Below are 25,137 nucleotides of genomic sequence, written 5' to 3' on the forward strand. Positions count from 1 at the left end.
ACCGCTCTTGCAGTTTATACAAAACGGGGAAAGAAGGGTAATACATATAGAGGAGCGGGGAGATGCCGTGTTTTTCCTTGTGGCTGCGCTGATGTTTATCTTTGTTGTATGGCTTCTGGTTGAGCGTTTTCGCCCGGAAAAAAAGGAGGACGAGTAACATGGATAATCAGGCTCTGATAAAAGAAGCAATAAAAGCACGTGAGAAAGCGTATACGCCGTATTCTAAGTTTAAAGTAGGCGCGGCTCTGCTCACTAAGGAAGGCAAAGTATATCACGGATGTAATGTTGAGAATGCCGCATATTCATTGTGCAATTGTGCGGAAAGAACGGCATTGTTTGCAGCATACGCGGAAGGCGATCATGAATATGCGCGCCTTGCTGTAGTGGCCGACACGCCGGGACCGTGCTCTCCGTGCGGTGCCTGCCGCCAGGTCATCTCCGAGCTGTGCCCGCCGCAGATGGAAGTGATAATGAGCAACATGAAAGGGGACACCCAGATTATGACCGTGGCAGAACTCTTGCCCGGAGCGTTTAACCAGGAGGACTTACATGGATAACAAAGGATACAAATCAGGATTCGTAGCCATCGTTGGCCGCCCGAATGTCGGGAAGTCGACGCTGATGAACTATATCGTCGGACAAAAAGTCGCAATCATGTCGGATAAACCTCAGACGACGCGGAATAAAATCCGCGCCGTCTATACTTCGGAGGAAGGGCAGATTATTTTTCTCGATACGCCGGGTGTGCATAAGCCGAAGTCGAAGCTCGGCAATTATATGAACCGGACGGTCGAGAACGCGCTGCGCGAAGTGGATGTTATTCTGTTCCTTGTCGACGCGTCGGAGAAACTCGGCCCGGGCGACGAGTATATCATTGAGAAGTTAAAAGAAGTGAGGACGCCGGTGTATCTTGTCATCAACAAAATCGACAAAGTGCATCCGGACGAGCTTCTTCCGTTCATCGATCAGTACAAAGAGCTGTATCCGTTTGAAGAAATCGTGCCGGTATCTGCGCTGCAGGGAAATAACGTAAATCGCTTAATGGAGCAATTGCTTGCCCGCCTTCCGGAAGGGCCGCAGTATTATCCTGCAGACCAGATTACGGATCATCCGGAGCGATTCGTCGTAGCGGAGCTTATTCGCGAGAAAGTTCTGCATTTAACCCGGGAAGAAGTGCCGCATTCCATCGCTGTTGTCATAGAACAGATGAAACCGCGTGAAGATAATGAGCATCTTATCGATATTTATGCTACAATTTATACAGAACGACCTACGCAGAAGGGAATTCTTGTCGGTAAACAGGGATCGATGATGAAGGAAATCGGTATGCGGGCCAGGGAAGATATTGAGCGTCTGTTAGGTACGAAAGTGTATCTGAACCTGTGGATTAAAGTAAAGAAAGACTGGCGCAACCAGGAAAATTTATTTAAGAATTTCGGCTTTTACGATGATGAAGCATAGCCGCCGGGCTGGTAAAACTTCCAATGGATAAGGCTGATTGCCCCGGACCAAGCTAATTGTAGGGTTTCGTCACTTATGCTTTATCTTTTCCGAAAGGGTGGATACGAATGATGAAGGACTTTTTCTGGCACTATTTTGCCCAGACCGGTAGTATCGATGCCTATTTATTGTATACGGAAGATGAAGATGCGTTATTCCTAGATGATATGATTGAGCCTAAGGACGGCATCGTTGCGGAAGAACATTCGCGCATGAAGTAAAGACAGCCGATAGAGGAGAATATACGGATGATTGGAAAGGCGGAAGGGGTTGTCGTACGCACCACCGATTACGGTGAGGCGAACAAGATTTTGACCGTTTATACGCGTGAAGCGGGGAAGATCAGCATTATGGCCCGCGGCGCAAAAAAATCGAAAAGCCGTTTTACAGCCGTATCGCAATTGTTTACGTACGGCTATTTTCTTTACCGGGCTGGCTCGGGCATGGGTTCGCTCCAGCAAGGGGATTTAATTCATTCATTCCGCGCTGTCCGCGAAGATTTGACGAAGACGGCCTATGCGGTCTATCTGACGGAGCTGCTCGATCGCCTGACGGAAGACAAAGAGCCGAACAATTATTTGTTCGAGATGATGCTGCATGCGCTAAAGTGGATGGAAGAAGGTAAAGACCCGGACATCATCGCCCGTCTTTTCGAGATGAAAATGCTGTATGTAGCCGGATGTCGACCGCAATTTGATGTGTGTATGAGCTGCGGTGTTTCTGATGCGCCCTTCTTTGTCAGCATCCGTGAGGGCGGCTTTATCTGTCAGTCATGCCAGCGCGGCGATCCGTCGCTTATGGCGGTCGGTCCTGGTACAGTCAGAATTCTTCGTTTGCTGCAGCATATCAATATGCCGCAGCTTGGTAATATCAATGTGAAGCAGGAGACGAAGGAGCAGCTGCGCCGTGTTCTGTATGCATTCCTGGAAGATTATACAGGATTGTATTTAAAGTCGCGTCGCTTCCTGGATCAATTGGAACAGATGGGACTCAGTCCGGCGCCAGAGCAGTCTGAGAACAAAAGTTGACAAGTACGGAAGCAATCGTTTATATTTATCTACAAAATCCAATGAATTGAATACTACGCAATGAAGGAGAGAAGTAGCCAGGTACGTGTACCTGAAAGCGAGCCGGGGACGGTGCAAGCCCGGTAGTGCGCGCTGGCGAATGGCGCTCCCGAGCGTATATGTATGCAAGAGTGGAGCGGTTTATGCGTTTGCTGTGCACCCAATCGCAGGACACACCGGGTAAACCGTTCAAATAGGGTGGAACCGCGGGAACCAAGCTCCCGTCCCTATGTAGCATGAATTCTTTTTAGCTGCATAGGGACGGGAGTTTTTTATTTTCCGTTTCGAGAGTTCAATCTCTTTACAGAAAAGAAACCAGTACACCCTGCACCTTCAAATTCCTAACTCAAAATTTTATAGAAGAGAGGTACGATTATGAACTTCCAGGACATTATCTTGTCGTTGCAAAACTTCTGGGCAAAGCAAAACTGTCTTATCGTCCAGCCGTACGACGTCGAAAAAGGCGCCGGTACGATGAACCCGATGACATTCTTGCGCTCCATCGGCCCTGAGCCGTGGAACGTAGCTTACGTGGAGCCTTCCCGCCGCCCGGCGGACGGCCGCTACGGCGAGAACCCGAACCGCCTGTATCAGCATCACCAGTTCCAGGTCATCATGAAGCCGTCACCCGATAACATTCAGGAACTGTATCTTGATAGCCTGCGCGGGCTGGGGATCGACCCGCTGCAGCACGATATTCGCTTTGTCGAGGACAACTGGGAATCCCCGACGCTCGGAGCCTGGGGACTCGGCTGGGAAGTGTGGCTTGACGGCATGGAAATCACTCAGTTTACCTACTTCCAGCAGGTGGGCGGCATCGATTGTAACCCGGTTGCCGTAGAGATTACATACGGTCTTGAGCGTCTCGCCTCTTATATTCAGGACAAAGAGAACGTATTCGACCTTGAATGGGTGAACGGATTTACGTACGGCGATGTATTCAAGCAGGCCGAATATGAGCACTCCAAATATACGTTTGAAGTATCTGATGCCAGAATGCTGTTTGATCTTTTCAGCACATATGAGACCGAAGCGAAACGCTGCATGGAGCAGAAACTCGTGCTTCCCGCATATGACTATGTGCTGAAATGTTCCCATACATTCAACCTGCTCGACGCACGCGGCGCTATCAGCGTTACCGAACGTACCGGCTATATCGCCCGGGTGCGCAACCTGGCTCGCGAAGTAGCGCAAACATACTATCAGGTACGGGAAGAACTCGGGTTCCCGATGTTGAAGAAGGAGGTTTAAGTCATGAGCAGAACGTTATTCTTAGAGATAGGAACGGAAGAAATGCCCGCCCGTTTTGTCGTGGGCGCATGTGAACAATTAAAAGAAAAAGTAGAGAAATGGCTCGGTGCCAACCGTATTTCCTACGGGGAAGTAGTAAGCTATGAAACACCTCGCCGCTTTGCAGTTATGGTGAAAGACGTAAACGAACAACAGGAAGACATCAACGAAGAACTGCGCGGTCCGGCTAAAAAAATTGCAGTCGACGAAAACGGTGAATGGACGAAAGCGGCGCTCGGTTTCGCCCGCGGCAAGGGACTGACTCCGGAAGATTTATACCTGCAGGAAGTAGGCGGTGTTGAGTATGTGTTTGCCCGCAAGCACCAGGCGGGACAGCCGACGGCAGACCTGCTTCCGCAGCTTCAAGAGCTTATTACAGGGCTATCATTTCCGAAAAATATGCGTTGGGGTGCATACGACCTGCGCTTTGTCCGTCCGATCCGCTGGCTGGTAGCGCTGTTTGGCACAGATGTTATCCCGATGGAGATCACCGGCATTAAAGCGGGGAAAGAAACGCAGGGCCACCGCTTTTTGGGTCGTCCGGTACAAATCGAAAAGCCGGAAGATTATGTGAGTGCCTTGGCGGAACAATACGTCCTGGTTGATCCGGCAGAAAGAAAACAGCGCATCCTGGCACAAATTAAAGATCTGGAAACAGAAAAAGGGTGGACCGTTCCGATTGATGAAGGGTTACTGGATGAAGTCATTCATCTGGTTGAGTATCCGACTGTATTGTATGGAAGTTTTGAGGAAGAGTACCTGGAGATTCCGCAGGAAGTGCTGGTCACGTCCATGCGCGAACATCAGCGTTACTTCCCGGTGCAAAATGATAATGGCGACTTGCTTCCGCACTTTATCACCGTGCGCAACGGAGATGAGAGGGATCTGGCAACTGTTGCGCGCGGAAACGAAAAAGTACTGCGCGCCCGACTCTCGGATGCACGCTTCTTCTATCAAGAAGATCAAAAATTAAAAATCGAAGATGCGCTGGCACGTCTGGAAAACGTAGTATTTCATGAGGAACTGGGTACGATCGGTGATAAAATTCGCCGCATTCAGGAAGTCGCCACTGCTATTGGCGGAGCGGCAAAACTATCCGCAGCGGAAACGGAAAAGCTGCAAAGAGCAGCCGCGATCAGCAAGTTTGATCTCGTGACGCAGATGGTCTATGAATTCCCGGAACTGCAGGGCATTATGGGTGAGCGTTACGCCCGCCTGGCCGGTGAAGATGAGACGGTGGCGCGTGCAATCTTCGAACACTATCTGCCGCGGTTTGCCGGCGATAGACTGCCTGAGACGAATGAAGGCGCAGTGCTCAGCATTGCCGATAAACTCGATACCGTTGTAGGCTGTTTCGCCATTGGCATTATCCCGACCGGTTCACAGGACCCGTATGCACTGCGCAGACAGGCTGCGGGTATCGTACAGATTTTGCTCGACAAACAGCTGCCAATCTCACTTGATGTGCTATTTGAAACGGCGCTCTCCATTTTGGACGGCAAATCCCTCTTAAAACGGGACAAAGAGGAGATTAAAAAAGATTTGTACGAATTCTTTGCGCTGCGCTTGAAAAATCTGCTTCAGGAGCAGCAGGTACGTTACGATGTTATCGACGCCGTACTCAGTGCCGATGCCACCCGTGTAACCGAAATAGTGGCCCGTGCTCAGGTGCTCATGAGTGCAGTCGCCCATGAGAATTTTAAAGGTATTGTCGAATCGTTCAACCGTGTAAACAACCTGGCGCAGAAGGCAACAAGCAAGGAAGTGGATACGTCCCTGTTCGAAACACAGGCAGAACGCGATTTATGGACAGCGTTCACTGCAGCGAAGCAGGAAGGTCAGGAGCTTCTTGAGAGACAAGACTTCGCCAGGGCGCTGGATCGAATGGCTGATCTTAAACTTTCCATTGACGCGTTCTTCGACAATGTCATGGTTATGGTAGAAAATGAAAAGGTAAAGGCGAACCGCCTTGCGCTCCTCGCTTCTATTGCGGCATTTGTCTTTCAGCTGGCTGATTTCAGCAAGATTGTATTTGCCTAGATAAAGCAAAGCCGCAGGACCTGTCAAATATCCCGGATCGTTAGGAGATGGGATGACGGGTCCTTTTTCTTTTCTTATTTTCTGTAAAGAAAAATTACTTGCAGGACATGCTTGTGTTTATATAGTATATACTATATGTGGAAAATACTGCGATTTAGTATGTCACGATAGAACTCCGAAGCAGGAGGTGAGCAGTCATAGAACTCACGAAGCGTCAGGAACATATCATCGAAATTGTTAAGAGTGAAGGGCCGATTACAGGGGAGCAGATTGCCGAACGTCTTTCGTTGACGCGCGCCACCCTGCGTCCAGACCTGGCGATTTTGACAATGGCCGGATTTTTGGATGCAAGGCCGCGGGTAGGGTATTTTTATACCGGAAAAGACAGCAACCAGTTGATTAAAGAGGAAGTCAATCGTAAAATTGTGAAGGACTATAAAGCTCCCCCCATTATCATTAAGGAGTCCAGTTCCGTGTACGATGCCATCTGTACCCTTTTTCTTGAGGATGTGGGTACCCTGTTCGTGCTAAACGGTAAAGGACACCTAGCAGGCGTCGTATCACGCAAAGATCTGCTGCGTGCCGCCCTGGGCAAGCAGAACCTTGAAGATATGCCGGTCAGCATCATCATGACCCGTATGCCGAATATTATTACTTGTATGCCGGATGATAGTTTGCTGGACGCGGCAAAAAAGTTAATCGATTATCAGATCGACTCCCTTCCTGTTGTACGTCCGACGGTGGAGGCGGGGAAAACCGCTTATGAAGTGGTAGGCCGCGTTACGAAGACGACCATTACCCGGGGATTCGTGGAACTGGGCAATGAAATCCACGTGTAGCGAAGGAGGAAGCATGTTTCCAACATTTTTTCAAGATGCAACGGTTTATGTGGTTTCCGATTCCGTCGGTGAGACAGCCGAATTTGTAGTGAAAGCCGCAGCGAGCCAATTTGCCGGTCAACCAATACAAATCCGTAAGTTTCCTTACATAGAGGACGAAGGAACGCTAAACGAAATCGTTCGCGCTGCTGCCGAATCAAAAGCGATCATCGCGTATACGCTGGTCATTCCCGCGCTCAAAGAGCACATTCGCCAAAGAGCGGAAGAGGAGAACGTAACGGCGATTGACATTATGAGCCCGATGGTCAACGCACTGCAGGGATATTTGGGTCAGGATCCGAGCAATAGGCCGGGTCTTGTCCGCAAATTGGACGAAGACTATTTCCGTAAGGTCGAAGCGATTGAATTCGCGGTCAAATACGACGACGGACGCGACCCGCGCGGCATTTTGCGCGCCGATGTCATTCTGATCGGCGTGTCCCGCACATCAAAGACGCCGCTGTCCATGTATCTGGCCAACAAACGTTTCAAGGTCGCCAATGTGCCGCTCGTGCCGGAAGTCGAGCCGCCAGAAGAACTGTTTCTCGTGGCGAAGGAGAAATGCATCGGCCTGACCATCAATGCAGATCAGTTGAACATGATTCGCACCGAACGGCTCAAATCGCTCGGTCTCACCGCGGAAGCCAATTATGCCAGCATGGAGCGCATTAAGCATGAACTCGAATACTCAAGCAAAATCATTGAAAAAGTCGGCTGTCCTGTGCTTGACGTGTCCAACAAAGCCGTTGAAGAAACGGCCAACATCATCATGCAGATAATTAAGCGCAACGCAAATAAGTAGGTTGATGAAAAAAAGGTCCAAAAACTTGACTGTGAGTTTATAGACCTTTTTTCTTTTCTGGCTCCACATCAAAAAATGTGGGTAACCGTTCAAAATATATACAATGTGTGGCAAGGAACCTTTGTAAGGAACCTTTGTATAGAGAGAAGTCAACCACATAGTTTGGTGGTAAGTCCCTTTTTTAATTTAAAGAAATGAGTGAAAAAAGATATGCCTTTTTCTTTCCTGCCTAGTGGAGTTTGCGGAAAAGTCCAATATGGACCGCCACTGTCTCCCTCTTTGATCAGCCCGGATGTTTGGCGGGCCGGACTTTGAAGCAAATGGAGCGGACAGCATTGCATCTTCGGGAAAGAAAACCGCATACTTTTTTTTACTCATTTCTTGTGTTTCGACAACTTTCGAAATTGACAAACTATAATTTATGTGCAGGAAAAACAGTTTAGCATGTAGAATACTACGATTATGAAAAAAAGTATGCCTGAGATATGGGTTGATGCGGACGCTTGCCCCGTCAAAGACATTATTCTTGCAGAAGCGAAACACAAGGAAATACCGGTGAATTATGTGGCGTCCTACAACCACCGCCTATCCTTATCCCATCCGCTGGCACGCCTTATCACCGTCGATGCTGCCTATCAATCCGCTGACATGTACATTATCAATCATGCGAAAGCGGGAGACATCGTCGTTACCGATGACTACGGATTGGCTTGCCTCGTATTGGGAAAAAGGTGTTTAGCGCTGGGGACAAGAGGAAAAGAATATACTAAAGATAACATCTCTTTTCTCCTCATGAATCGCCACATTTCGCAGCAAATGGCGAAAACCGGGGGCAAACGCAAAGGCCCGCGTCCGCTATTCAACGAAGAAATCGAGCATTTTCGACAAAATCTGCGAAAACTTTTACTTTCACAAGAAGGAAATTAAGAGGTTTTGACGAATATTAATATTCCGTTGCCATTTATGCAACCCTGAAAGGCCGAGTAGGAAGTACAGGTGAGAAATATGCCAGGAAGAATTCCTGAAGAAGTGATTGAACGGGTACGTGCCGGAAATGACATTGTGGACGTTATCGGACAACATGTCCACCTTAAGAAAACGGGACGTAACTATTTCGGACTCTGCCCGTTTCATTCTGAGAAAAGCCCTTCCTTTGCTGTACATCCTGACAAACAGCTCTTTCGTTGCTATGGATGCGGCGAGTCCGGCAATGTATTTTCTTTTGTTATGAAAATCGAAGGCCTTGAGTTCCCGGAAGCGGTGCATAATCTGGCCCAGCGTGCGGGCATCGATATACCGAGAGAGGAGAGCACTCCCGAGAATGAGAAGGCGCGTAAACGCAAAGAAAGCATGCTGGCCGCGCACGACCTGGTGGCTAAATTATATCATCATCTTTTGCTGAATACGGACCATGGAGTCCAGGCGCGTAATTATCTCTTGAACAGACACATACAACTTGCTACAATTGAAGAGTTTGGTTTAGGATATAGCCCGGACAGATGGGACTTTATCACGCAGCATCTCGAAAAGAGTGGCTTTTCGCCATTCCTGATGGAAGAAGCGGGACTCTTAAGCCGGAAAGACCGAAACAGCCGACCGTTCGACCGGTTTCGCGGACGGGTAATGTTTCCAATTCATAACTCGCAAGGACAAGTTGTCGCTTTCGGAGCCCGTACGCTGGGGGACGAGCAGCCCAAATACTTAAACAGTCCGGAAACACCGCTGTTTAATAAAAGCCAACTGTTGTTCAATTTGCATCGTGCAAGGGCACAGATTCGTAAACAGCAGGAAGCTGTATTGTTCGAGGGGTATGTGGATGTCATCTCCGCCTGGCAGGCGGGGGTGCATAACGGAATCGCTTCGCTTGGCACGTCGCTAACCGAACAGCAGGCTCGCATCATCCGCCGCAATGCGGAAACGGTGATTCTCTGCTACGATTCAGATCAGGCAGGTATTGAGGCCGCTTTTAAAGGAGCGGATTTGCTGGTGGCGGCGGGGTGTACGGTGAAAGTCGCCCAGATGCCTAAGGGGATGGACCCGGATGATTACATTCGGCAGTATGGCGGAGAACGGTTCAGGCAGGAGATACTGCTGAATGCGGCTTCTTTGACGGCGTATCGCTTGCAGGTGATTCGCTCTCGCTATGCGCTGCATGATGAGACGGAGCGAATGAAGTTTATTCATGAGGCGATTGAAGAAATTTCTCTCCTACAGAGTGCAGTGGAACGCGACCATTATCTTCGCCAGATAGCGGAAGAGTTTCATTTATCGCTCGATGCGATGAAATTAGAGCAGAAGAAGATACGTAAACAGCAAAAAAAGGCAGGAAACAGGGATAATCTCAAAGACGGATGGAATAATAGTATAGATAGTAGCAGATCTGTGGCCGAAAAACCGATGCTGCCGGCGTATATCAAATCGGAGCAATATTTGCTCACACTAATGATGCACAGCGCCGAGATTGCCGAGCAGGTACAAAGGCAAGTCGGTCCCGATTTTGCGGTGGAAGACCATGCCGCGCTTGCCGCTCACATCTATCGGTATTACTCCGAGGGATACGATCCGGACCCTGCCCGATTCATCTCCTTCTTGCAGGACGAGGAACGGTTGGTTAAGAAAGCATCCGAGCTGGCAATGATGGACGTACAGCCCCACCTTCTCTCGCCACGTACGGTTGACGATTATATCGGGCAAGTGGCAAAAAACGCGAAGCGGATGCAAATTGAGCGGCTCGAGAAGGAGCAGCGCATGCACGAGCGGGCAGGCAACACTGCAGAAGCGGTTCGGATTAGTTTGGAGCTTATCCCCTTGAAAAGATCTTTAAAATAAGTGAAGTTGAAGAGCGCCGGAAGGAGGGAACACCATGACCAAAAAAACAGAAAGCAAACCTGATATGGAATTGACCCTTGACCAGGTAAAAGATCAATTGGTGGAACAAGGGAAGAAACGGGGTGTGCTTACTTACAAAGAGATCATGGAACGCCTCGCTACCTTTGATCAAGATTCGGATCAGATTGACGAATTCTTCGAATATCTGAACGATCAAAGCATTGAGGTAATTAACGAATCAGAAGACGATGAGCACGATGAGATGCTGCCGCCGCAGGAAGGAGACGAGACAGAAGACTACACTTTCGACGATTTGTCCGTTCCGCCGGGCGTGAAGATTAACGATCCTGTGCGCATGTACCTGAAAGAAATCGGCCGTGTGCCGCTTTTGTCCGCAGAAGAAGAAATCGATCTTGCCGAGCGGATTGAGCAGGGGGATGAAGAGGCTAAACGCCGTCTCGCCGAAGCAAACCTTCGTCTTGTCGTCAGCATCGCCAAACGCTACGTCGGCAGAGGCATGTTGTTCCTTGATTTGATTCAAGAAGGAAACATGGGTCTCATTAAGGCCGTTGAGAAGTTCGATTACCGGAAAGGTTTTAAGTTCAGCACGTATGCCACATGGTGGATTCGTCAGGCCATTACCCGCGCGATTGCCGACCAAGCGCGTACGATCCGGATCCCTGTGCATATGGTAGAAACGATTAACAAATTAATTCGTGTTTCCCGCCAATTGCTGCAGGAATTGGGCCGTGAACCTTCCCCGGAAGAAATCGCCGAGAAGATGGATCTCACACCGGAAAAGGTTCGAGAAATTATGAAAATTGCGCAGGAGCCGGTGTCCCTGGAAACGCCGATCGGGGAAGAGGACGATTCTCATCTGGGCGACTTTATCGAAGACCAGGATGCTCTTGCACCGTCTGACGCAGCCGCTTACGAACTGTTGAAAGAGCAGTTGGAAGACGTACTCGATACGCTGACCGAACGGGAAGAGAATGTGCTTCGCCTGCGTTTCGGACTGGACGACGGCAGAACTCGCACGCTTGAAGAGGTAGGTAAAGTCTTCGGCGTAACAAGGGAACGTATCCGTCAAATCGAAGCGAAAGCGCTGCGCAAGCTTCGTCACCCAAGCCGCAGCAAACGGCTGAAAGACTTCTTAGAATAATCATCTTATTACTGGTCTGGTTGTAGACAGCCTGCGTCGTATGCATCGCGTAGGCTTTTTCTTTTTTCTCCGCATGGATGTACACGGGAGGTAAAGTCAATGAATGAGCAGAGAAAAAAAATCATCACATCTGAAATTGAATACTGGCGGCGCAACAATCTGCTGCCGAGCCACTACTGCGATTTCTTGCTGAACCTATACACGGAAGGCGAAGCCGCCGGCAAGGAGACCCAGAATCAGGCCAGCGCGGGATTTGAAGCGCTTCCGGCATTCTCCCTTCCGAAACTTGAGATGAAATGGGTAACCATCGCACTCTTCATGGTTGTATTGCTGTATCTTGCTTTTCATTTTACCGATTTTACTTTGACAATGCAAATGACCATGATTGGATTTTTAACTCTTATGTTCTATGTACTGGGATTTATGAAGGAAAAAAGCGGCATATCCAGCCATTTGTTTCTCGGTCTTGCTTCAATGCTGCTGGCGCTTGGCGGTGTATATATATTGGGCTTGTATGGTTTTGATCATACCGAGATTGTGCTTTATATGGTGGCTGCCTGTATAATCTGGTATTTGACTGGCATTCTTGCTGACAAACGCTACCTTTCATTCTGTGCCCTCCTGGGACTTGAGGGTTTATACGGCTGGTTTACTTTTCAGAAGTCTTACACGCAGTTTGCGTGGTGGCAGATGGAAGCGTTCTGGCTTCCGATAGCCATTCTGCTTATTATGCTTGGTCTGGTCTGGAAGCGCCGTCAGGAAAAAACATCGGCCATCTTGTTCTTCAGCGGCATCCTGGCGCTATTCGGCGCGGAAGTTGAAAGCTTCTTTATCCCTGCCGCTGACGAAGATTTACTGCTTTACTTTCTGTATATAAAAATATTCATTGCCTCTTTTCTTCTGCTCTCGCTCAAAAATTTCTGGTGGCCCTGGTTCAGTAACCAGCAGCCTTTACGTTAAGACCGGTTTCGAAAAGAACCCGGTTTTTTCTTTATAGTAAGTATAGAAGGAAAATTTAGAATAAATGTAGAATAAAATAAAATACATAATTTCTGAAAAGTATAATGAATAAAATTGTAACCGCTTTATTTTTTCGGATTAGTGATACTGAGCTAGCGCTCAATCACTTAATTATATTTTATGAAAGGTTGGGAGAGCATGGAATTTGCATTCACTGAAGAGCAACAGATGATTAAAAACGTGATCCGCGATTTTGCGGAGGGAGAAGTGGCCCCAGGAGCCGATGAACGGGATAAAACCGGGGAATTCCCGTTAGAAGTATTTCAAAAAATGGCGAAGCTTGATCTGATGGGTCTGCCGTTTCCGGAAGAGTACGGCGGAGGCGGCGCCGACACGATTAGTTTTGCGATCGTGGTAGAAGAACTAAGCCGCGTATGCGCATCTACAGGAATTACGTATTCCGCCCACGTGTCACTTGGTGGAGCGCCGATTAACATGTTCGGCACGCATGAACAGAAGCAGAAATACCTGACTCCGCTTGCGCGCGGTGAATATTTCGGAGCGTTTGGCCTGACGGAGCCAAACGCAGGTTCGGATGCGGGCGGTACGCGTACCACAGCAGTCAAAGATGGTAGCGAGTGGGTCATTAACGGATCCAAATGTTATATTACGAACGCCAGCTATGCCAAAGCGCTCGCATTGACGGCAGTGACTGACAAAAGCAAAGGAACGAGCGGCATTACCGCATTTATTGTACCGACGGATGCTCAGGGGTTCTCCGTCGTAGCCGATTATGAAAAAATGGGGCTTCATGCATCCAACACGACGCAGTTATTCATGGAGGATGTTCGCATACCGGAAGAGAATATTTTAGGTAAGGAAGGAAACGGTTTCAAACAATTCCTGGCTACGTTAGACGGCGGTCGTATCGGCATCGGCGCAATGGCAGTGGGAATTGCGCAGGGCGCATATGAAAAGGCGCTTGCCTATGCGAATGAACGCACGCAATTCGGACAGACCTTGTCCAAATTCCAGGCGATTCAGTTTAAATTGGCCGATATGGCGATGAATATCGAAGTGGCGCGTACAATGGTACACAAAGCGGCATGGCTAAAGGATCAAGGACGCAAATTCTCCAAAGAAGCGGCCATGGCCAAATTGTTCGCTTCCGAAATGTGCATGCGCGTGTGCGACCAGGCCGTACAAATTCACGGCGGCAACGGCTATATGAGGGAATATCAGGTTGAGCGTTTCTTCCGTGATGCTAAACTGCTCGAAATCGGAGAGGGAACATCCGAAGTACTGCGTATCGTTATCTCGAGAGAAATCGGATGCAAGTAAGGTAGAAGTTTGAAATTTGAGGTTAGAGGTTAGAAGCTAGAGAAAGCTTGCTGGGGCTAACCTCACGTATCTCGCCTCTAACCTCTTCATTTTCTAACACATTTATTATGAGGGAGGAATTAGAGTGAGTGAACCGGTATCAATCACAATTGGAAACCTGATGGATCAGACAACCGCCAGGTTTCCGGACAAAGAGGCGGTCGTGTATCCCGAATTGGGGCTTCGGTACACGTTTTCCGAGTTTCAAGCACTTTGCAACCGGGTGGCCAGGGGGCTGATTTCCCTTGGTATTAAACCGGGCGAAAACATTGCCATCTGGGCGACCAACGTGCCGGAGTGGGTGACCACCCAGTTCGCCTCCGCAAAGATGGGCGCCGTGCTGGTTACGGTCAATACCAGTTACCGGGTGCATGAGCTGGAGTATTTGCTGCGGCAGTCTGATTCGACCACACTTCTGTTAATTGATTCGTTCCGCGGTGTCAGCTATACCGATATGCTGTATGAGATTTGCCCGGAGCTTAATGAGTGTGAACCCGGACAGTTGGAGTCGAAGCGACTCCCTCGTTTGAAAAATGTGATTTTCATAGGGGATGAGCGTAAACCGGGTATGTTTACATGGGGGGACCTGCTCGAGTGCGCAGAGAATGTGTCGGATGAGGAACTGGCACGCGTACAGAGCAGCCTGAAGCCGGACGATGTGATTAATATGCAGTATACGTCCGGGACGACAGGATTTCCGAAAGGGGTTATGCTTTCCCATAAAAATATTGTAAATAACGCAATTAATGTCGCCGCCTGCCAGAACATCACAGAAAACGATCGTATTTGCATTCCTGTGCCGTTCTTCCACTGCTTCGGTTGTGTAATGGGTACGCTGGCAAGCGTAGCGACCGGTGCGGTCATGGTTCCGCTTATCTCATTCGATCCGCTGAAAGTGCTACAGGCCGTGCAGAATGAGAAGTGTACCGCTCTCTATGGTGTGCCGACCATGTTTATCGCCGAGCTGAACCATCCGGAATTCGATACATTCGACTTGAGCTCACTGCGGACAGGCATTATGGCGGGATCACCTTGCCCGATTGAAGTGATGAAGAAAGTTGTAGACGTGATGGGAGCGAGCGAAATTACGATTGCATACGGGCAGACGGAGTCGTCTCCGGTAATTACCCAGACGCGTACGAACGATACGATCGAGCAGCGGGTCTCGACGGTTGGCCGCGTGCTGCCTCATGTTGAAGCGAAGATTGTCGACCCGGCCACCGGCGAAGAGGTGGCGCCGGGTGAGCAGGGTGAGCTGTGCACACGCGGCGTCCATGTTATGAAGGGGTATTACAATATGCCGGAGCAGACGGCGAAAGCAATTGATAACGATGGTTGGCTACATACGGGCGATCTGGCGACAGTGGACGAAGACGGATATTATAAAATCACCGGCCGCTTGAAAGACATGATTATTCGCGGCGGGGAGAATGTATATCCGCGCGAGATCGAAGAATTCCTCTATCAGCATCCGAAAATTCTTGACGTTCAGGTGGTAGGCGTACCGGACGAGCTGTACGGAGAGCAAATTCTTGCCTGCATCAAAGTCAAGGAAGGCGAGACGCTGACGATAGAAGAGGTGAAGGATTTCTGCACAGGCAAAATCGCCCGTTACAAAATTCCGCACTATATACAAGTCGTTGACGAGTATCCGATGACTGCATCCGGCAAAATTCAGAAGTTCCGCCTGCGGGAAAATGCGATAAAAGAGCTTGGACTCGGTACGAAATAACCGAACATCAAGAAGGTTGCCGACATTTGTTGGCAGCCTCTTTTGCTTGTTGAGGTGTTAAATTTTACGCGGGAATGGTAATCTAGTAAAGATGGAACGAAACAAGGAGCGAAACAGACAGATGATTGAACTTTCACAGCGATTACAAACGATCGGGGACATGGTCAAACCGGGGCACCGCGTCGCGGACATTGGCTCCGACCATGCCTATCTGCCTACATACTTGATTCAAAAAGGGATTGCTTCCGCCTGCATTGCGGGCGAAGTCAATCGCGGGCCGTGGCAATCTGCAGAGCGTCAGGTACGGTCGGCAGGGCTTGCGGAATATATTGATGTTCGACTGGGCAACGGACTTTCCGTCATTAGCCCGGGCGAGGTGGATACCGTCTGCATTGCCGGGATGGGCGGCAGCCTCATCGCGTCTATTCTAAACGAGGGGTGTGAGAAGCTCGCAGGCGTTCAGCAACTGCTTTTGCAGCCGAATGTAGGGGCACCGCTTGTCCGGCGCTGGCTGCTTGCGCATGGATGGCAGCTCAGCAAAGAAAAGATTCTTGAAGAAGACGGCGTTATCTACGAAATTCTCGAAGCCGTGCCGGGGAACCCTGAGCTTCCGTATGAAGGCAGGAGCCTTTCGCGCGAGGAATTGGTGGAGGTAGGACCGTATTTGTGGCAGGAGAAATCACCTGTGCTTCGCAAGAAGTGGGAACAGGAGCGGGACAAACTCAAGTCCGTACAGGAGCAACTGCAGCGCGCAAAAAATCCGGAAGCGGAAGAGAAGAAGCGGGAAGTAGCCAAAAGACTGACATGGATGGAGGAGATGCTTTCATGTATGCAAACGGACAAAGAATAATCCAATACTTCGAAGAGTTCGCTCCCAAGCATCTGGCGATGGAGGGCGACAAAATTGGCCTGCAGGTCGGAACGCTGCGCAAAGAGGTCAAAAAAGTGATGCTTGCGCTTGATGTGCTTGAAGAGGTCGTCGACGAGGCGATTGATGAAGGCGTGGATTTGATTATTGCGCATCATGCGGTCATTTTTCGCCCGTTGAAAAACCTGCGTACGGATTTACCGGCAGGACGTCTGTACGAAAAGCTAATTAAGCATGACATCGCTGTATATGTGGCACATACCAACCTGGATGTGGCAGAAGGCGGCATTAATGACTTAATCGCTGAGGCGCTTGGATTGACTGATGTTGATATTCTGGAGAAGTGGCACGAACAGAAATTAAAGAAGATTGTTGTGTACGTTCCCCTGTCGCACGCGGATGCGGTGAGGGATGCTATGTCGCAGGCAGGCGCAGGCTGGATCGGCCATTACAGCCATTGTTCATTTGGCGTACAGGGTACAGGAACGTTTATGCCTCGTGAAGGTACAGATCCGTACATCGGAGAGCAGGGCAAGCTGGAACAAGTGGAAGAGTTGCGAATCGAGACAATCATGCCGGAAGAAGCGCAGACTCGTGTAGTCAAAGCAATGATCGATGCGCATCCGTACGAAGAAGTTGCATACGACATTTATCCGGTGGAGCAGGCCGGTACAACGTGGGGCATCGGAAGAATTGGCAGGCTGGCGGCCCCCGTTTCGCTGCGCGAATTCGCCGAGCAGGTCAAAGCCGCGTTTGAGGTTAGCGGACTGCGCGTCGTCGGCGACCTGAACAGACAGGTACAGAAGGTGGCCGTACTCGGCGGGGATGGCAACAGCTTCGTCCCGAAAGCAATATTCCGCGGAGCGGACGTGTTGGTCACGGGTGACATCTACTACCACACGGCGCATGATGCCATGGCAGGCGGGCTGTCCATTGTCGACCCGGGCCATAATATTGAGAAAATCATGAAGCAGGGCGTCAAAAATGTATTGGACAAGCGCATAAAAGAAGACAAGCTGGAGACGGAAATTATCGTATCGAAAGTGAATACGGACCCCTTTACGTTTCTATAGATAATAAAGAAGAAGGTAAGTAGGAGAGAGAGAAGATGATGATAGAAGCAAGAAGGCTGCTGGAATGGCACCAGGCCAAAGAGAAACGGCAAGCGGTGCAGAAAGAATTGGATAAATTGAGAGCGCGGGAAGAGGAGCTTGCGGCAAGGCGGCAGGAAGCGGAAGCGAAAATCAGGCGGATTGGTGAGCCTTCGCCTGATGATATTGACGGACAAATTGAGCTGAAGCTGGCGCAGCAAGAGTTGTGGCTTGTCAATAAAGACACGGAGCGCTTTATGGAAGAGAAGTTTGAGAAAGAGTTTGCTTTAATGGAGACACGGCGGGAATGGGAGGAAAAGACCGCAGAGCGAGAGGCGTCGCTCAGCCCGGAAGCGCTGGCGCTGTATCATAGGATTAGAGAGAACATATCGAATCCGGTGGTAGAAGTACGCCGCCGTTCTTGCATGGGCTGTTTCCTTCCGCTGTCTGTAGCGAAAATGGAAGAATGGCATAAAGGAAAATCGCTCGTCACCTGTGATGAGTGCGGGCGTATCCTCGTATAATTTTTGGGCTCGCTTTTTTCCCTATGGCTAGTAAAATTAAGACATAAATCAAAAAAATGTACAAAATGGCTGACATCTCTATTGTGCATGGTATAATACCCATAATGCTGATTTTATAAGCATAGTAGAAACTGTCAAAAGATAACCGTAAGGGGAAAAGAGGATTTACTTTGTTATTAAGCCATTTAGATCATCGTTTGGAAAAGAAGTTTAAAGAATTATACGAAATCCATCTGGAACGTTCACGTAAGATTGACTGGAGCTATCACGAATTCTTGCCGTGGGATAAAGGGCAGGATTTTCGGCGCGTTCCGTATGCGCCCGGACAGGGGAATCTGACCGACAGCCTCCGCATCGCCGTCGAGACGGCACTGCTGACGGAAGTAAATCTGCCCTGGTTTACAAGTTATTTGAATGATACATTTAGAGGATCGTTTTCGGTTATGCACGATTTCATTCATACATGGACGGCGGAAGAGGATCAGCATTCGAGTCTCTTAGAAACATATCTGCTGCTGACGCGCAATGTTGACCCGCACCGTTTGCACCAGTTGCGCAAGGAAACTGTGGAGCACGGCTGGGTAGGAAGTTTCACTACGCCGCTTGAGACACTCGCGTATACGACGCTGCAGGAGCTGGCGACGATGGTGTTCTACAATAATGTGGCCCGTGTAGCGAGGGAACAGGATCCGGATTTGGCAACATTGCTGCGCCGTCTTGCCAAGGACGAAGTTCTGCATTATGCTTTTTATCGGGACGCGGTAAAAGCGCATTTGGAAGTAGATGAAAATTATATTTACTATATCGCCGGCGTCATGATTAACTTCACGATGCCGGGCGCTGTCATGCCGGATTACGAAGAACGTATGAGCGTGATTGCCAGGGATGCATCATACGGTCCGATAGAGTATTTCGATCAGGTGTTTGATGTGCTTGTGGACTACTGGAACATTCACCATATTCGTCCGAGCAAGCCGGAAGCCGAAGAAGCGAGACAGCGTGTATTGAAGCACTATGAACGGTTAAAAAGAGTTTGCGCCCGCCTGCGTGCCATGAAAGCGCGTGCGTGACCGTAACCATTATGCAGCGAAGAAGCCCGGATGAGATCCGGGCTATTTTTTTGAGAGCGGGAGAGAGTGCGATGAACATGGAATTCTACGGTTTGGTGAAGAAATTAAGAGAATATCGGCTGGATCATGAGATTACTCTCAGCGATATCGAAAAGGGAACGGGAATCTCTTCTCAACGTATGAAACGCATCGAGCAGGGGATAAGTCCCATCACGGTCGAAGAAGTGGAAGCGCTGCTTGCCTTCTATCGTACGGACCCCAATACCATTCTTTCGTATAAGGATTTAAACAAGCCTGCGGGTCGGCAGCAGAAAGCGCTTCAGGTGCTTATCTGGATCGCATTGTTTGCCGTACTTGGCTACGGCGGCTATAAAGGTTATACCGTACTGCAGGGAGTAGGCTCCACACAAGCAGGCAAAAAAGCTTCAGTAGAGGAAATGCTTCAGCAACAGCCTTCGGGCGGTGAGCAGAAAGTCAGCGAGCTTCTCACTTCTTCTCAGGTGAACAAACCATCTTCCGATACTCCGAACAAGAAGCAGGAACAGAAGATGGGACAAGTGGCACCTGATGAATTCCGTCTGGCCGTGTACGGTGACAGGTCGTATCATGCTGGCGGGACAAACCTGACAATGCCGGTTGATTTCCAGCTGTTCCCGGTGTCAGACTTTCATGTCGGGCAGGGAGTTCCGGCCTGGATAAAGGATGCGGCAAACAAAGCGCCTACCGGGATTGATGTGGCGAATGTCAATGTTCTGCAAGGCCAGAGCAGGGAAAGCATCATGAAAGAGATACAGACACTTTCCCAACATAATATAAAAGTTATGGGCTTCGGCACGGAAGAAGAGGTATTCCGACCGCAGATATTCGAGAAAAACGGCGTGAAGTACGGGCTGATGACGTACACGCGTGTCGTGCCTGCTGTAGAATGGAAAGCGGAAGGCAAACGGATTGGGGTTGCCGACGCTTACGGTAAACATATTTTTGATGATATTCGCCGGGCGAAACAGCAAGTCGATGTACTGATTTTAACGATGTATTGGGGAAAGAAAGGCCAGACGGTGCCGGAACGCTATCAGACCGATTTCGCGTACGATTTGCTCGATGCGGGAGCGGACATGATTATCGGACACCGCAATCCGGTGTGGCAGCCGCATGAAATATATAAAGGGAAATATATCTTTTATAATTTAGGTCCCGCTCAGCTGGATGTAATCTTTGACAGGAAAAGTATTAAAGAGATCGCGATTATACAGGGAAATGAGCGGCGTGTACTTCCGCAGAGAAAAGCAGAGAAATAAAAGCGGATTCTCTTTTTTTATTCCCAAACTTTCACCATTCCTGTTACAATAGAGGATGTTATAGAATACGGGTGAGAGAAGCCGGGGCTATCCCGCGGACCACCCGGCTATGCGTTTTACTAAAACCGAACAGATTCGGCCCGGTGAGGCCGCGACTACGGCGACATGGATGGAAAGACGTATAGGTGTGGTTCGGGCAAAGGAGTTCGACAAGGATGAGAAAAAAGGTAAAATTAGGCGCGATTGCACTGTTCGCGTCATTAAGCGTATTAACCGGTTGTAATACGAGGGTGATTGAGCACGAAAACCAGGCGCTGAAGGCGGAATTAGAAAACGTGAAAAAACAGTTGAACGAAAGCCGCCAGCAGACGAAACAGGTTACCGATGAGAAGGCGGAACTGGAGAAGACGGTGGAGCCGCTGAAGAGTGCGGAAGTGGACGAGCAGACGCTACCGCAACTGGCGTACTTGATGGAACAGCAAGCGCGGGCCGCGTTTCGGGGAATGTACGAGGCAAGCATGCCGCTGGTAAACGGAGCGAATGGGGAGAAGGTAAAGCGGATTGCCTTAACCCAGTTTCAGCACGCTCTTGCGCCGCATGCGACCCAGGAATACATCGATACGGAAACGCGCCGTCTCCAGGATGCATGGGCAAGCAAGAATCCGATTGTATTCCCTGCTGATAAAGTAAAGCAGATTACATTGAAACAAAAAGATGACAAGCAAGCCGTCGTAGAAGCAATAATTAACCGGTCTGGCAGCGCGACGCCGCTTACTCCTGCACAGCCGCAGGCAAGCGAAGACCTGCTGATGACGATTACAGTGGAGAAAACCGATTTTGGCTGGAAATTGAAAAATACGAAGATTGCACCGGCCCCGGCCGCACAGCCGACCACGACACCTGCTTCCCCGCCATCGGGAGAAGACGTAAACCAAGAGGCTGACTCAAGAGGTTGACCCAAACTCCCATGGCTTAACAGCCACCACGAGGAATGATAACCAGATCGAAAGTCACTGGTTATTGTATGAAAAAAGCCGTTGAACAACGACTTTTTTGAGCCAGCTTTATCTTTTTAACGCAAAAAGGGGATCCCGAAAGCTAGCTTTTGGGATCCCCTTTTTTTATGCAATACACGTTAGCTTGATACTGCGATATCAGAGAACAAAATGGACGGTGCGCCGTACTGGCTATGACCGCTTGGCATTGAGAAATCAAAGTCATTCGCTTTCTTTACGATTTGTGCGAATAAATCGAAGAAATTGTGGGCGATAGTAATTTCTTTGATAGGCGCGGTCATTTGTCCGTTCTCAATGCGGAAGCCCTGTGCCGCGAGCGAGAAATCGCCTGATACGATGTTCGTGCCGGAATGCAGCCCCTGCACATCCGTGATATAGACGCCATTGTACATCTCCTTGAATAGGGAGGCTAAATCGATGTCACCGTTCGGAATTTGCAGGCGGTGTGGCGCAATCTGCACCGTTCCCTTGTAGCTGCGGATGCCGTGACCGGTGGGTTCCTGCCTCATCTCGGCTGCGGTCTGCTGACTGTGGAGGTAGCTCTCTACTATCCCGTCACGCACCAGATAGCGCTTGGCTGTATCCATGCCTTCATCATCAAACAGGATGCGCTCATGACCGGAGTGCGGGTCGTCGAGCAGGGTGAGCGATCCAAACAGTTTCTCGCCAAGCTGACCTTCCAGGCGGGATGTACCCTGAAGAATATTGCGTGCCGAGAATACGTCGCTGTAGACGCCGAGCAGCGAGCAGACCACGCGGCGGTCCAGCACTACGGGATAGCGTCCGACTGCCATCGGTTTGCCGCCCAGCTTCCGGCGGGCTTTGTTCACGGCCTCATCAATCAGTTTGGTACGGTCCAATTTGCTAAGATCGCCCAAATAGTAGGCGCTGTCCGTTTCCACCTCATCACCGCGCTTTACGATGACGGAGAGGTAGGCCATATTGTAATTGGAGTGGTAGGTTTTATTCAATCCGTACGTATTGGCGATTTGTCTCGTGCCTTCTCCGGAGCTAATCATCGCATAGCTTACGTCTGAGACTTCCTTAGCTGCCCGCGCCTCATCCTCAAGCGCCAGGGCCAGCTTAATCTTTTCCTCTTCCGGTAAATTGGGCTGGCTGTCATGCCAGCTTCCTTCCTGCTTTTCATCAAACAGCGGCTCCCGCTCTTTCATCAAAGAAGCGTTATCCTTTACCATATCCAGCAGCGTTTCGAATTCGCGCGGACGGAGCCGCTCGGTGTAGGCGTACCCTGTGCCGTTCTGGTATGTACCGCGTACGCCAAGTCCCGCGGTGTTGGTCTTTTTATAGGATTCGATTTTGCCTTTATATGCCTGAATGCTAAAGTTGGTGGACTGACTGGTCAACACTTCCAATTCGCTGATTCGCTTCTTCTTCGCAAGCTCGAATAGCTGTTCAATCATTGGCCGCTCCCCCCCACTGTCAATTGTGACACACGCAGTGCCGGCTGGCCGACATTGACCGGAATGGAACCGCTAACGGAACCGCACATGCCCTGCCCGGGCAGGAAGTTATCGCCTACCATATCGACGTCATACATCGTCTGCCGGCCGTTGCCGATTAGCGTTGCTCCTTTAACGGGATAGGAGAGTTTGCCGTTTTCGATCATATAGCCTTCCAGCACGGCGAAGTTAAAATCGCCGGTCGTCGTATTCACGCTGCCACCGCCCATCGTTTTGGCGTACAATCCGTATTCGGTACGTGCAATCATATCTTCCAGCTTGTCACTGCCTGGCAGGATGTAGGTGTTAGTCATGCGTGATGTAGGCGCAAAACGGTACGACTGGCGCCGGGCGGATCCGGTCGGTTCCATGTTCATGCGCCGCGCATTCAGCTTATCGATCAAATATCCTTTCAACACGCCGCGGTCAAGAAGCACATTGCGCTTGGCGGGCGTACCTTCGTCATCGACATGAAGAGAGCCCCATTCGTTTCTTACTGTGCCGTCATCGACGGCGGAGATTTTGTCGCTGACGACTTTTTGCCCGATTTTTCCCGCATAAGGACCTTTTCCTTTCGCGACTGCGGTGGCCTCCATGCCGTGACCGCATGCTTCATGAAAAATAACCCCGCCGAATCCGTTGTCAATAACGACTGGCATTTTGCCGCCGGGACACGGCTTGGCCTCCAGCATACGAACCGCCGTGTCGGCTGCGGATTCAGCCAATTCGCGCAAGTCAAGCTCGCTGTAGAATTCGAACCCTTTTTGCGCACCGGGTGCGATGTAGCCGCGTTGCTTCTGATTATCTTCGGTAGCGATGGCTTCCACAAATAGGCGGGTGCGTACGCGCACGTCTTCCGCCCACGTACCTTCCGAATTGGCAATCAATACTTTTTGTGTCTCATCGAAGTAACGAGCGCGCACCTGCGTAATGGCGGTATGGTATGCCATGGCGTGATGATTCACTTCTGCCAGCACATCCCGCTTTTGTTGGATGGAGACGACGCGGGGGTCGATTTGCGCGAGGTGGCGAGGAACGACAAATTGTTTTCGGAAAGTAATCGTCTTATTTTTTTGTTCACCTTTCTTCGCGGCCTGGGAAAGAAGGCGGGCGATTTCAATCAGGTGTTCTTCGTCTTCGTTGCTGGTATACGTATAAAGGTAGTCGTTTTCATGGAAAATGCGTATACCGATGCCGAAATCCTGGCCGGAGCGCGCTTTTTCCACTTCGCCTTTCACCATAGAGATATTTTGCTCGATTTTGTTCTCGACGAACACTTCGGCAAAATCGCCTCCGTGGGACAAAGCAGCCAGCAGCACGCGCTCGACTGTTGCTGGGTTAAGCATGGGCATCTTTCCTTTCCTTTTTTACCATTTTATACGATTATAATGTAAGATAGCATCAAGAAATCGGAAAGGATTTATCAGAATTATGTATTTTGTTTATATAGTGCGCTGCGCCGACGGCTCGCTGTATACGGGCTGCACGACAAATGTAGAGGAACGGGTGAAAAAACACAACGATGGAAAAGGCGCGCGCTACACGCGCGGGCGCACTCCGGTAGAAGTGGTATACATAGAGGTGACAGCCAATAAAAGTGCAGCCCTGAAGCGAGAGCTTGCTATTAAGGGATACACCAAAAAACAAAAAGAGCGTTTGGTTAGCGAGTGGAAGAATGAGGATGTGTAAAATTCCGCAAAACGTGCACCTTAATTAGCGGGAGGTGAGAATCATGGCTAAACGTTCTCAAGCAGGCACTAACATCAACCAAGTGCGTCAACAAAACCAACAATCCGCTCAACAACAAGCTGGCCAACAATTCCAAGCTGAATTTGGCAGCGAAACTGACGTACAAGCTGTTCGCCAGGCTAACCAACAGTCCCAGGCGAAATCAGCTCAAAAGCAACAACAGCAAAACCAACAGTAATACACGAAACACCTTCCAGGCTCCGGCGAATGTCGGAGCTTGCCTGCGTACAGAATAAATAACGACGTTGTGATCATTTCTTTGAAAAAGTTCTTGCATATATTTTGGTGAAGTGATATATTTGTATATGTCGCCGCTAATTAAGCGCGACGAACTTTATCTTGCACTTTGAAAACTGGATACAGAAGAAATAAGCGCAAGTAGGAAAATCCAAATGTATTTTGGTGATAACCCTTTGTGGTT

At 49.6% G+C, this 25,137-nt stretch carries 24 protein-coding genes; 22 read left to right on the forward strand and 2 right to left on the reverse strand.

What is annotated here, in order from left to right:
• The first annotated feature begins 158 nt into the window (after window positions 1-158).
• The 20 genes from B2899_RS04155 to B2899_RS04250 all read left to right on the forward strand — a co-directional run bounded on the left by B2899_RS04155 (window position 159) and on the right by B2899_RS04250 (window position 21,447).
• Complete coding sequence (locus B2899_RS04155; protein ID WP_146808523.1) at window positions 159-557, forward strand: cytidine deaminase; 399 nt, start codon at window positions 159-161, stop codon at window positions 555-557.
• The gene (gene era / locus B2899_RS04160; RefSeq protein WP_146808522.1) at window positions 550-1,461 is read left to right on the forward strand and encodes a GTPase Era; all 912 of its coding nucleotides are present in this window, start codon (window positions 550-552) and stop codon (window positions 1,459-1,461) included. The genes B2899_RS04155 and era overlap by 8 nt, the downstream gene beginning before the upstream one ends.
• Before the next feature lie 107 nt (window positions 1,462-1,568).
• The gene (locus tag B2899_RS04165) at window positions 1,569-1,721 is read left to right on the forward strand and encodes a YqzL family protein (RefSeq protein ID WP_246147207.1); all 153 of its coding nucleotides are present in this window, start codon (window positions 1,569-1,571) and stop codon (window positions 1,719-1,721) included.
• Between the two features lie 27 nt (window positions 1,722-1,748).
• Window positions 1,749-2,528: a DNA repair protein RecO gene (gene recO / locus B2899_RS04170; protein WP_146808521.1), complete on the forward strand. Its 780-nt coding sequence runs from the start codon at window positions 1,749-1,751 to the stop codon at window positions 2,526-2,528.
• A gap of 414 nt (window positions 2,529-2,942) precedes the next feature.
• Window positions 2,943-3,818 (forward strand): glycine--tRNA ligase subunit alpha, encoded by an 876-nt coding sequence (gene glyQ, locus B2899_RS04175; RefSeq protein ID WP_146808520.1) that lies wholly within the window; start codon window positions 2,943-2,945, stop codon window positions 3,816-3,818.
• A 3-nt stretch (window positions 3,819-3,821) separates the two neighbouring features.
• Complete coding sequence (gene glyS / locus B2899_RS04180) at window positions 3,822-5,897, forward strand: glycine--tRNA ligase subunit beta (RefSeq protein ID WP_286884255.1); 2,076 nt, start codon at window positions 3,822-3,824, stop codon at window positions 5,895-5,897.
• A 197-nt stretch (window positions 5,898-6,094) separates the two neighbouring features.
• Window positions 6,095-6,736: a helix-turn-helix transcriptional regulator gene (locus B2899_RS04185; protein WP_246147206.1), complete on the forward strand. Its 642-nt coding sequence runs from the start codon at window positions 6,095-6,097 to the stop codon at window positions 6,734-6,736.
• A 13-nt stretch (window positions 6,737-6,749) separates the two neighbouring features.
• Window positions 6,750-7,577 (forward strand): pyruvate, water dikinase regulatory protein, encoded by an 828-nt coding sequence (locus tag B2899_RS04190; protein WP_146808517.1) that lies wholly within the window; start codon window positions 6,750-6,752, stop codon window positions 7,575-7,577.
• Between the two features lie 462 nt (window positions 7,578-8,039).
• Window positions 8,040-8,504: a YaiI/YqxD family protein gene (locus B2899_RS04195; RefSeq protein ID WP_146808516.1), complete on the forward strand. Its 465-nt coding sequence runs from the start codon at window positions 8,040-8,042 to the stop codon at window positions 8,502-8,504.
• 78 nt (window positions 8,505-8,582) lie between these two features.
• Window positions 8,583-10,406 (forward strand): DNA primase, encoded by a 1,824-nt coding sequence (gene dnaG, locus B2899_RS04200; RefSeq protein WP_146808515.1) that lies wholly within the window; start codon window positions 8,583-8,585, stop codon window positions 10,404-10,406.
• Between the two features lie 34 nt (window positions 10,407-10,440).
• Window positions 10,441-11,568, forward strand: coding sequence for an RNA polymerase sigma factor RpoD (gene rpoD / locus B2899_RS04205; protein WP_146808514.1), 1,128 nt, complete (start codon window positions 10,441-10,443; stop codon window positions 11,566-11,568).
• A gap of 99 nt (window positions 11,569-11,667) precedes the next feature.
• Window positions 11,668-12,528: a hypothetical protein gene (locus B2899_RS04210; RefSeq protein ID WP_286884262.1), complete on the forward strand. Its 861-nt coding sequence runs from the start codon at window positions 11,668-11,670 to the stop codon at window positions 12,526-12,528.
• 198 nt (window positions 12,529-12,726) lie between these two features.
• Window positions 12,727-13,869: an acyl-CoA dehydrogenase gene (locus B2899_RS04215; protein ID WP_286884264.1), complete on the forward strand. Its 1,143-nt coding sequence runs from the start codon at window positions 12,727-12,729 to the stop codon at window positions 13,867-13,869.
• 124 nt (window positions 13,870-13,993) lie between these two features.
• Window positions 13,994-15,640: an AMP-binding protein gene (locus B2899_RS04220; RefSeq protein WP_146808511.1), complete on the forward strand. Its 1,647-nt coding sequence runs from the start codon at window positions 13,994-13,996 to the stop codon at window positions 15,638-15,640.
• Window positions 15,641-15,761: 121 nt separating this feature from the next.
• Entirely contained in the window at window positions 15,762-16,490 is a 729-nt protein-coding gene (locus B2899_RS04225; RefSeq protein ID WP_146808510.1) for a tRNA (adenine(22)-N(1))-methyltransferase, read from the forward strand.
• Entirely contained in the window at window positions 16,466-17,581 is a 1,116-nt protein-coding gene (locus B2899_RS04230) for a Nif3-like dinuclear metal center hexameric protein (RefSeq protein WP_146808509.1), read from the forward strand. Before B2899_RS04225 ends, B2899_RS04230 begins: the two co-directional genes overlap by 25 nt.
• A gap of 35 nt (window positions 17,582-17,616) precedes the next feature.
• The gene (locus tag B2899_RS04235) at window positions 17,617-18,123 is read left to right on the forward strand and encodes a C4-type zinc ribbon domain-containing protein (protein ID WP_286884267.1); all 507 of its coding nucleotides are present in this window, start codon (window positions 17,617-17,619) and stop codon (window positions 18,121-18,123) included.
• A 170-nt stretch (window positions 18,124-18,293) separates the two neighbouring features.
• Window positions 18,294-19,193, forward strand: a complete 900-nt coding sequence (locus B2899_RS04240) for an acyl-ACP desaturase (protein WP_286884269.1) — start codon at window positions 18,294-18,296, stop codon at window positions 19,191-19,193.
• Between the two features lie 71 nt (window positions 19,194-19,264).
• The gene (locus B2899_RS04245) at window positions 19,265-20,491 is read left to right on the forward strand and encodes a CapA family protein (RefSeq protein WP_286884271.1); all 1,227 of its coding nucleotides are present in this window, start codon (window positions 19,265-19,267) and stop codon (window positions 20,489-20,491) included.
• A 215-nt stretch (window positions 20,492-20,706) separates the two neighbouring features.
• Window positions 20,707-21,447 carry a hypothetical protein gene (locus B2899_RS04250; RefSeq protein ID WP_286884272.1) on the forward strand — a complete coding sequence of 247 codons (741 nt, stop codon included), beginning with the start codon at window positions 20,707-20,709 and terminating at the stop codon, window positions 21,445-21,447.
• A 179-nt stretch (window positions 21,448-21,626) separates the two neighbouring features.
• Here B2899_RS04250 and B2899_RS04255 read toward each other — a convergent pair whose 3' ends face one another.
• Entirely contained in the window at window positions 21,627-22,928 is a 1,302-nt protein-coding gene (locus B2899_RS04255; protein ID WP_286884274.1) for a TldD/PmbA family protein, read from the reverse strand.
• Window positions 22,925-24,313, reverse strand: coding sequence for a TldD/PmbA family protein (locus B2899_RS04260; protein WP_286884276.1), 1,389 nt, complete (start codon window positions 24,311-24,313; stop codon window positions 22,925-22,927). The genes B2899_RS04255 and B2899_RS04260 overlap by 4 nt, the downstream gene beginning before the upstream one ends.
• Before the next feature lie 85 nt (window positions 24,314-24,398).
• Between B2899_RS04260 and B2899_RS04265 the strand changes: the two genes are divergently transcribed.
• Both B2899_RS04265 and B2899_RS04270 read left to right on the forward strand, forming a co-directional pair.
• The gene (locus B2899_RS04265; RefSeq protein WP_146808502.1) at window positions 24,399-24,656 is read left to right on the forward strand and encodes a GIY-YIG nuclease family protein; all 258 of its coding nucleotides are present in this window, start codon (window positions 24,399-24,401) and stop codon (window positions 24,654-24,656) included.
• Window positions 24,657-24,699: 43 nt separating this feature from the next.
• Window positions 24,700-24,894, forward strand: coding sequence for a gamma-type small acid-soluble spore protein (locus tag B2899_RS04270; RefSeq protein WP_146808501.1), 195 nt, complete (start codon window positions 24,700-24,702; stop codon window positions 24,892-24,894).
• The last annotated feature ends 243 nt before the right edge of the window (window positions 24,895-25,137 follow it).

This window comes from Aneurinibacillus sp. UBA3580, assembly GCF_002375825.1.
Classification (GTDB): domain Bacteria; phylum Bacillota; class Bacilli; order Aneurinibacillales; family Aneurinibacillaceae; genus Aneurinibacillus; species Aneurinibacillus danicus.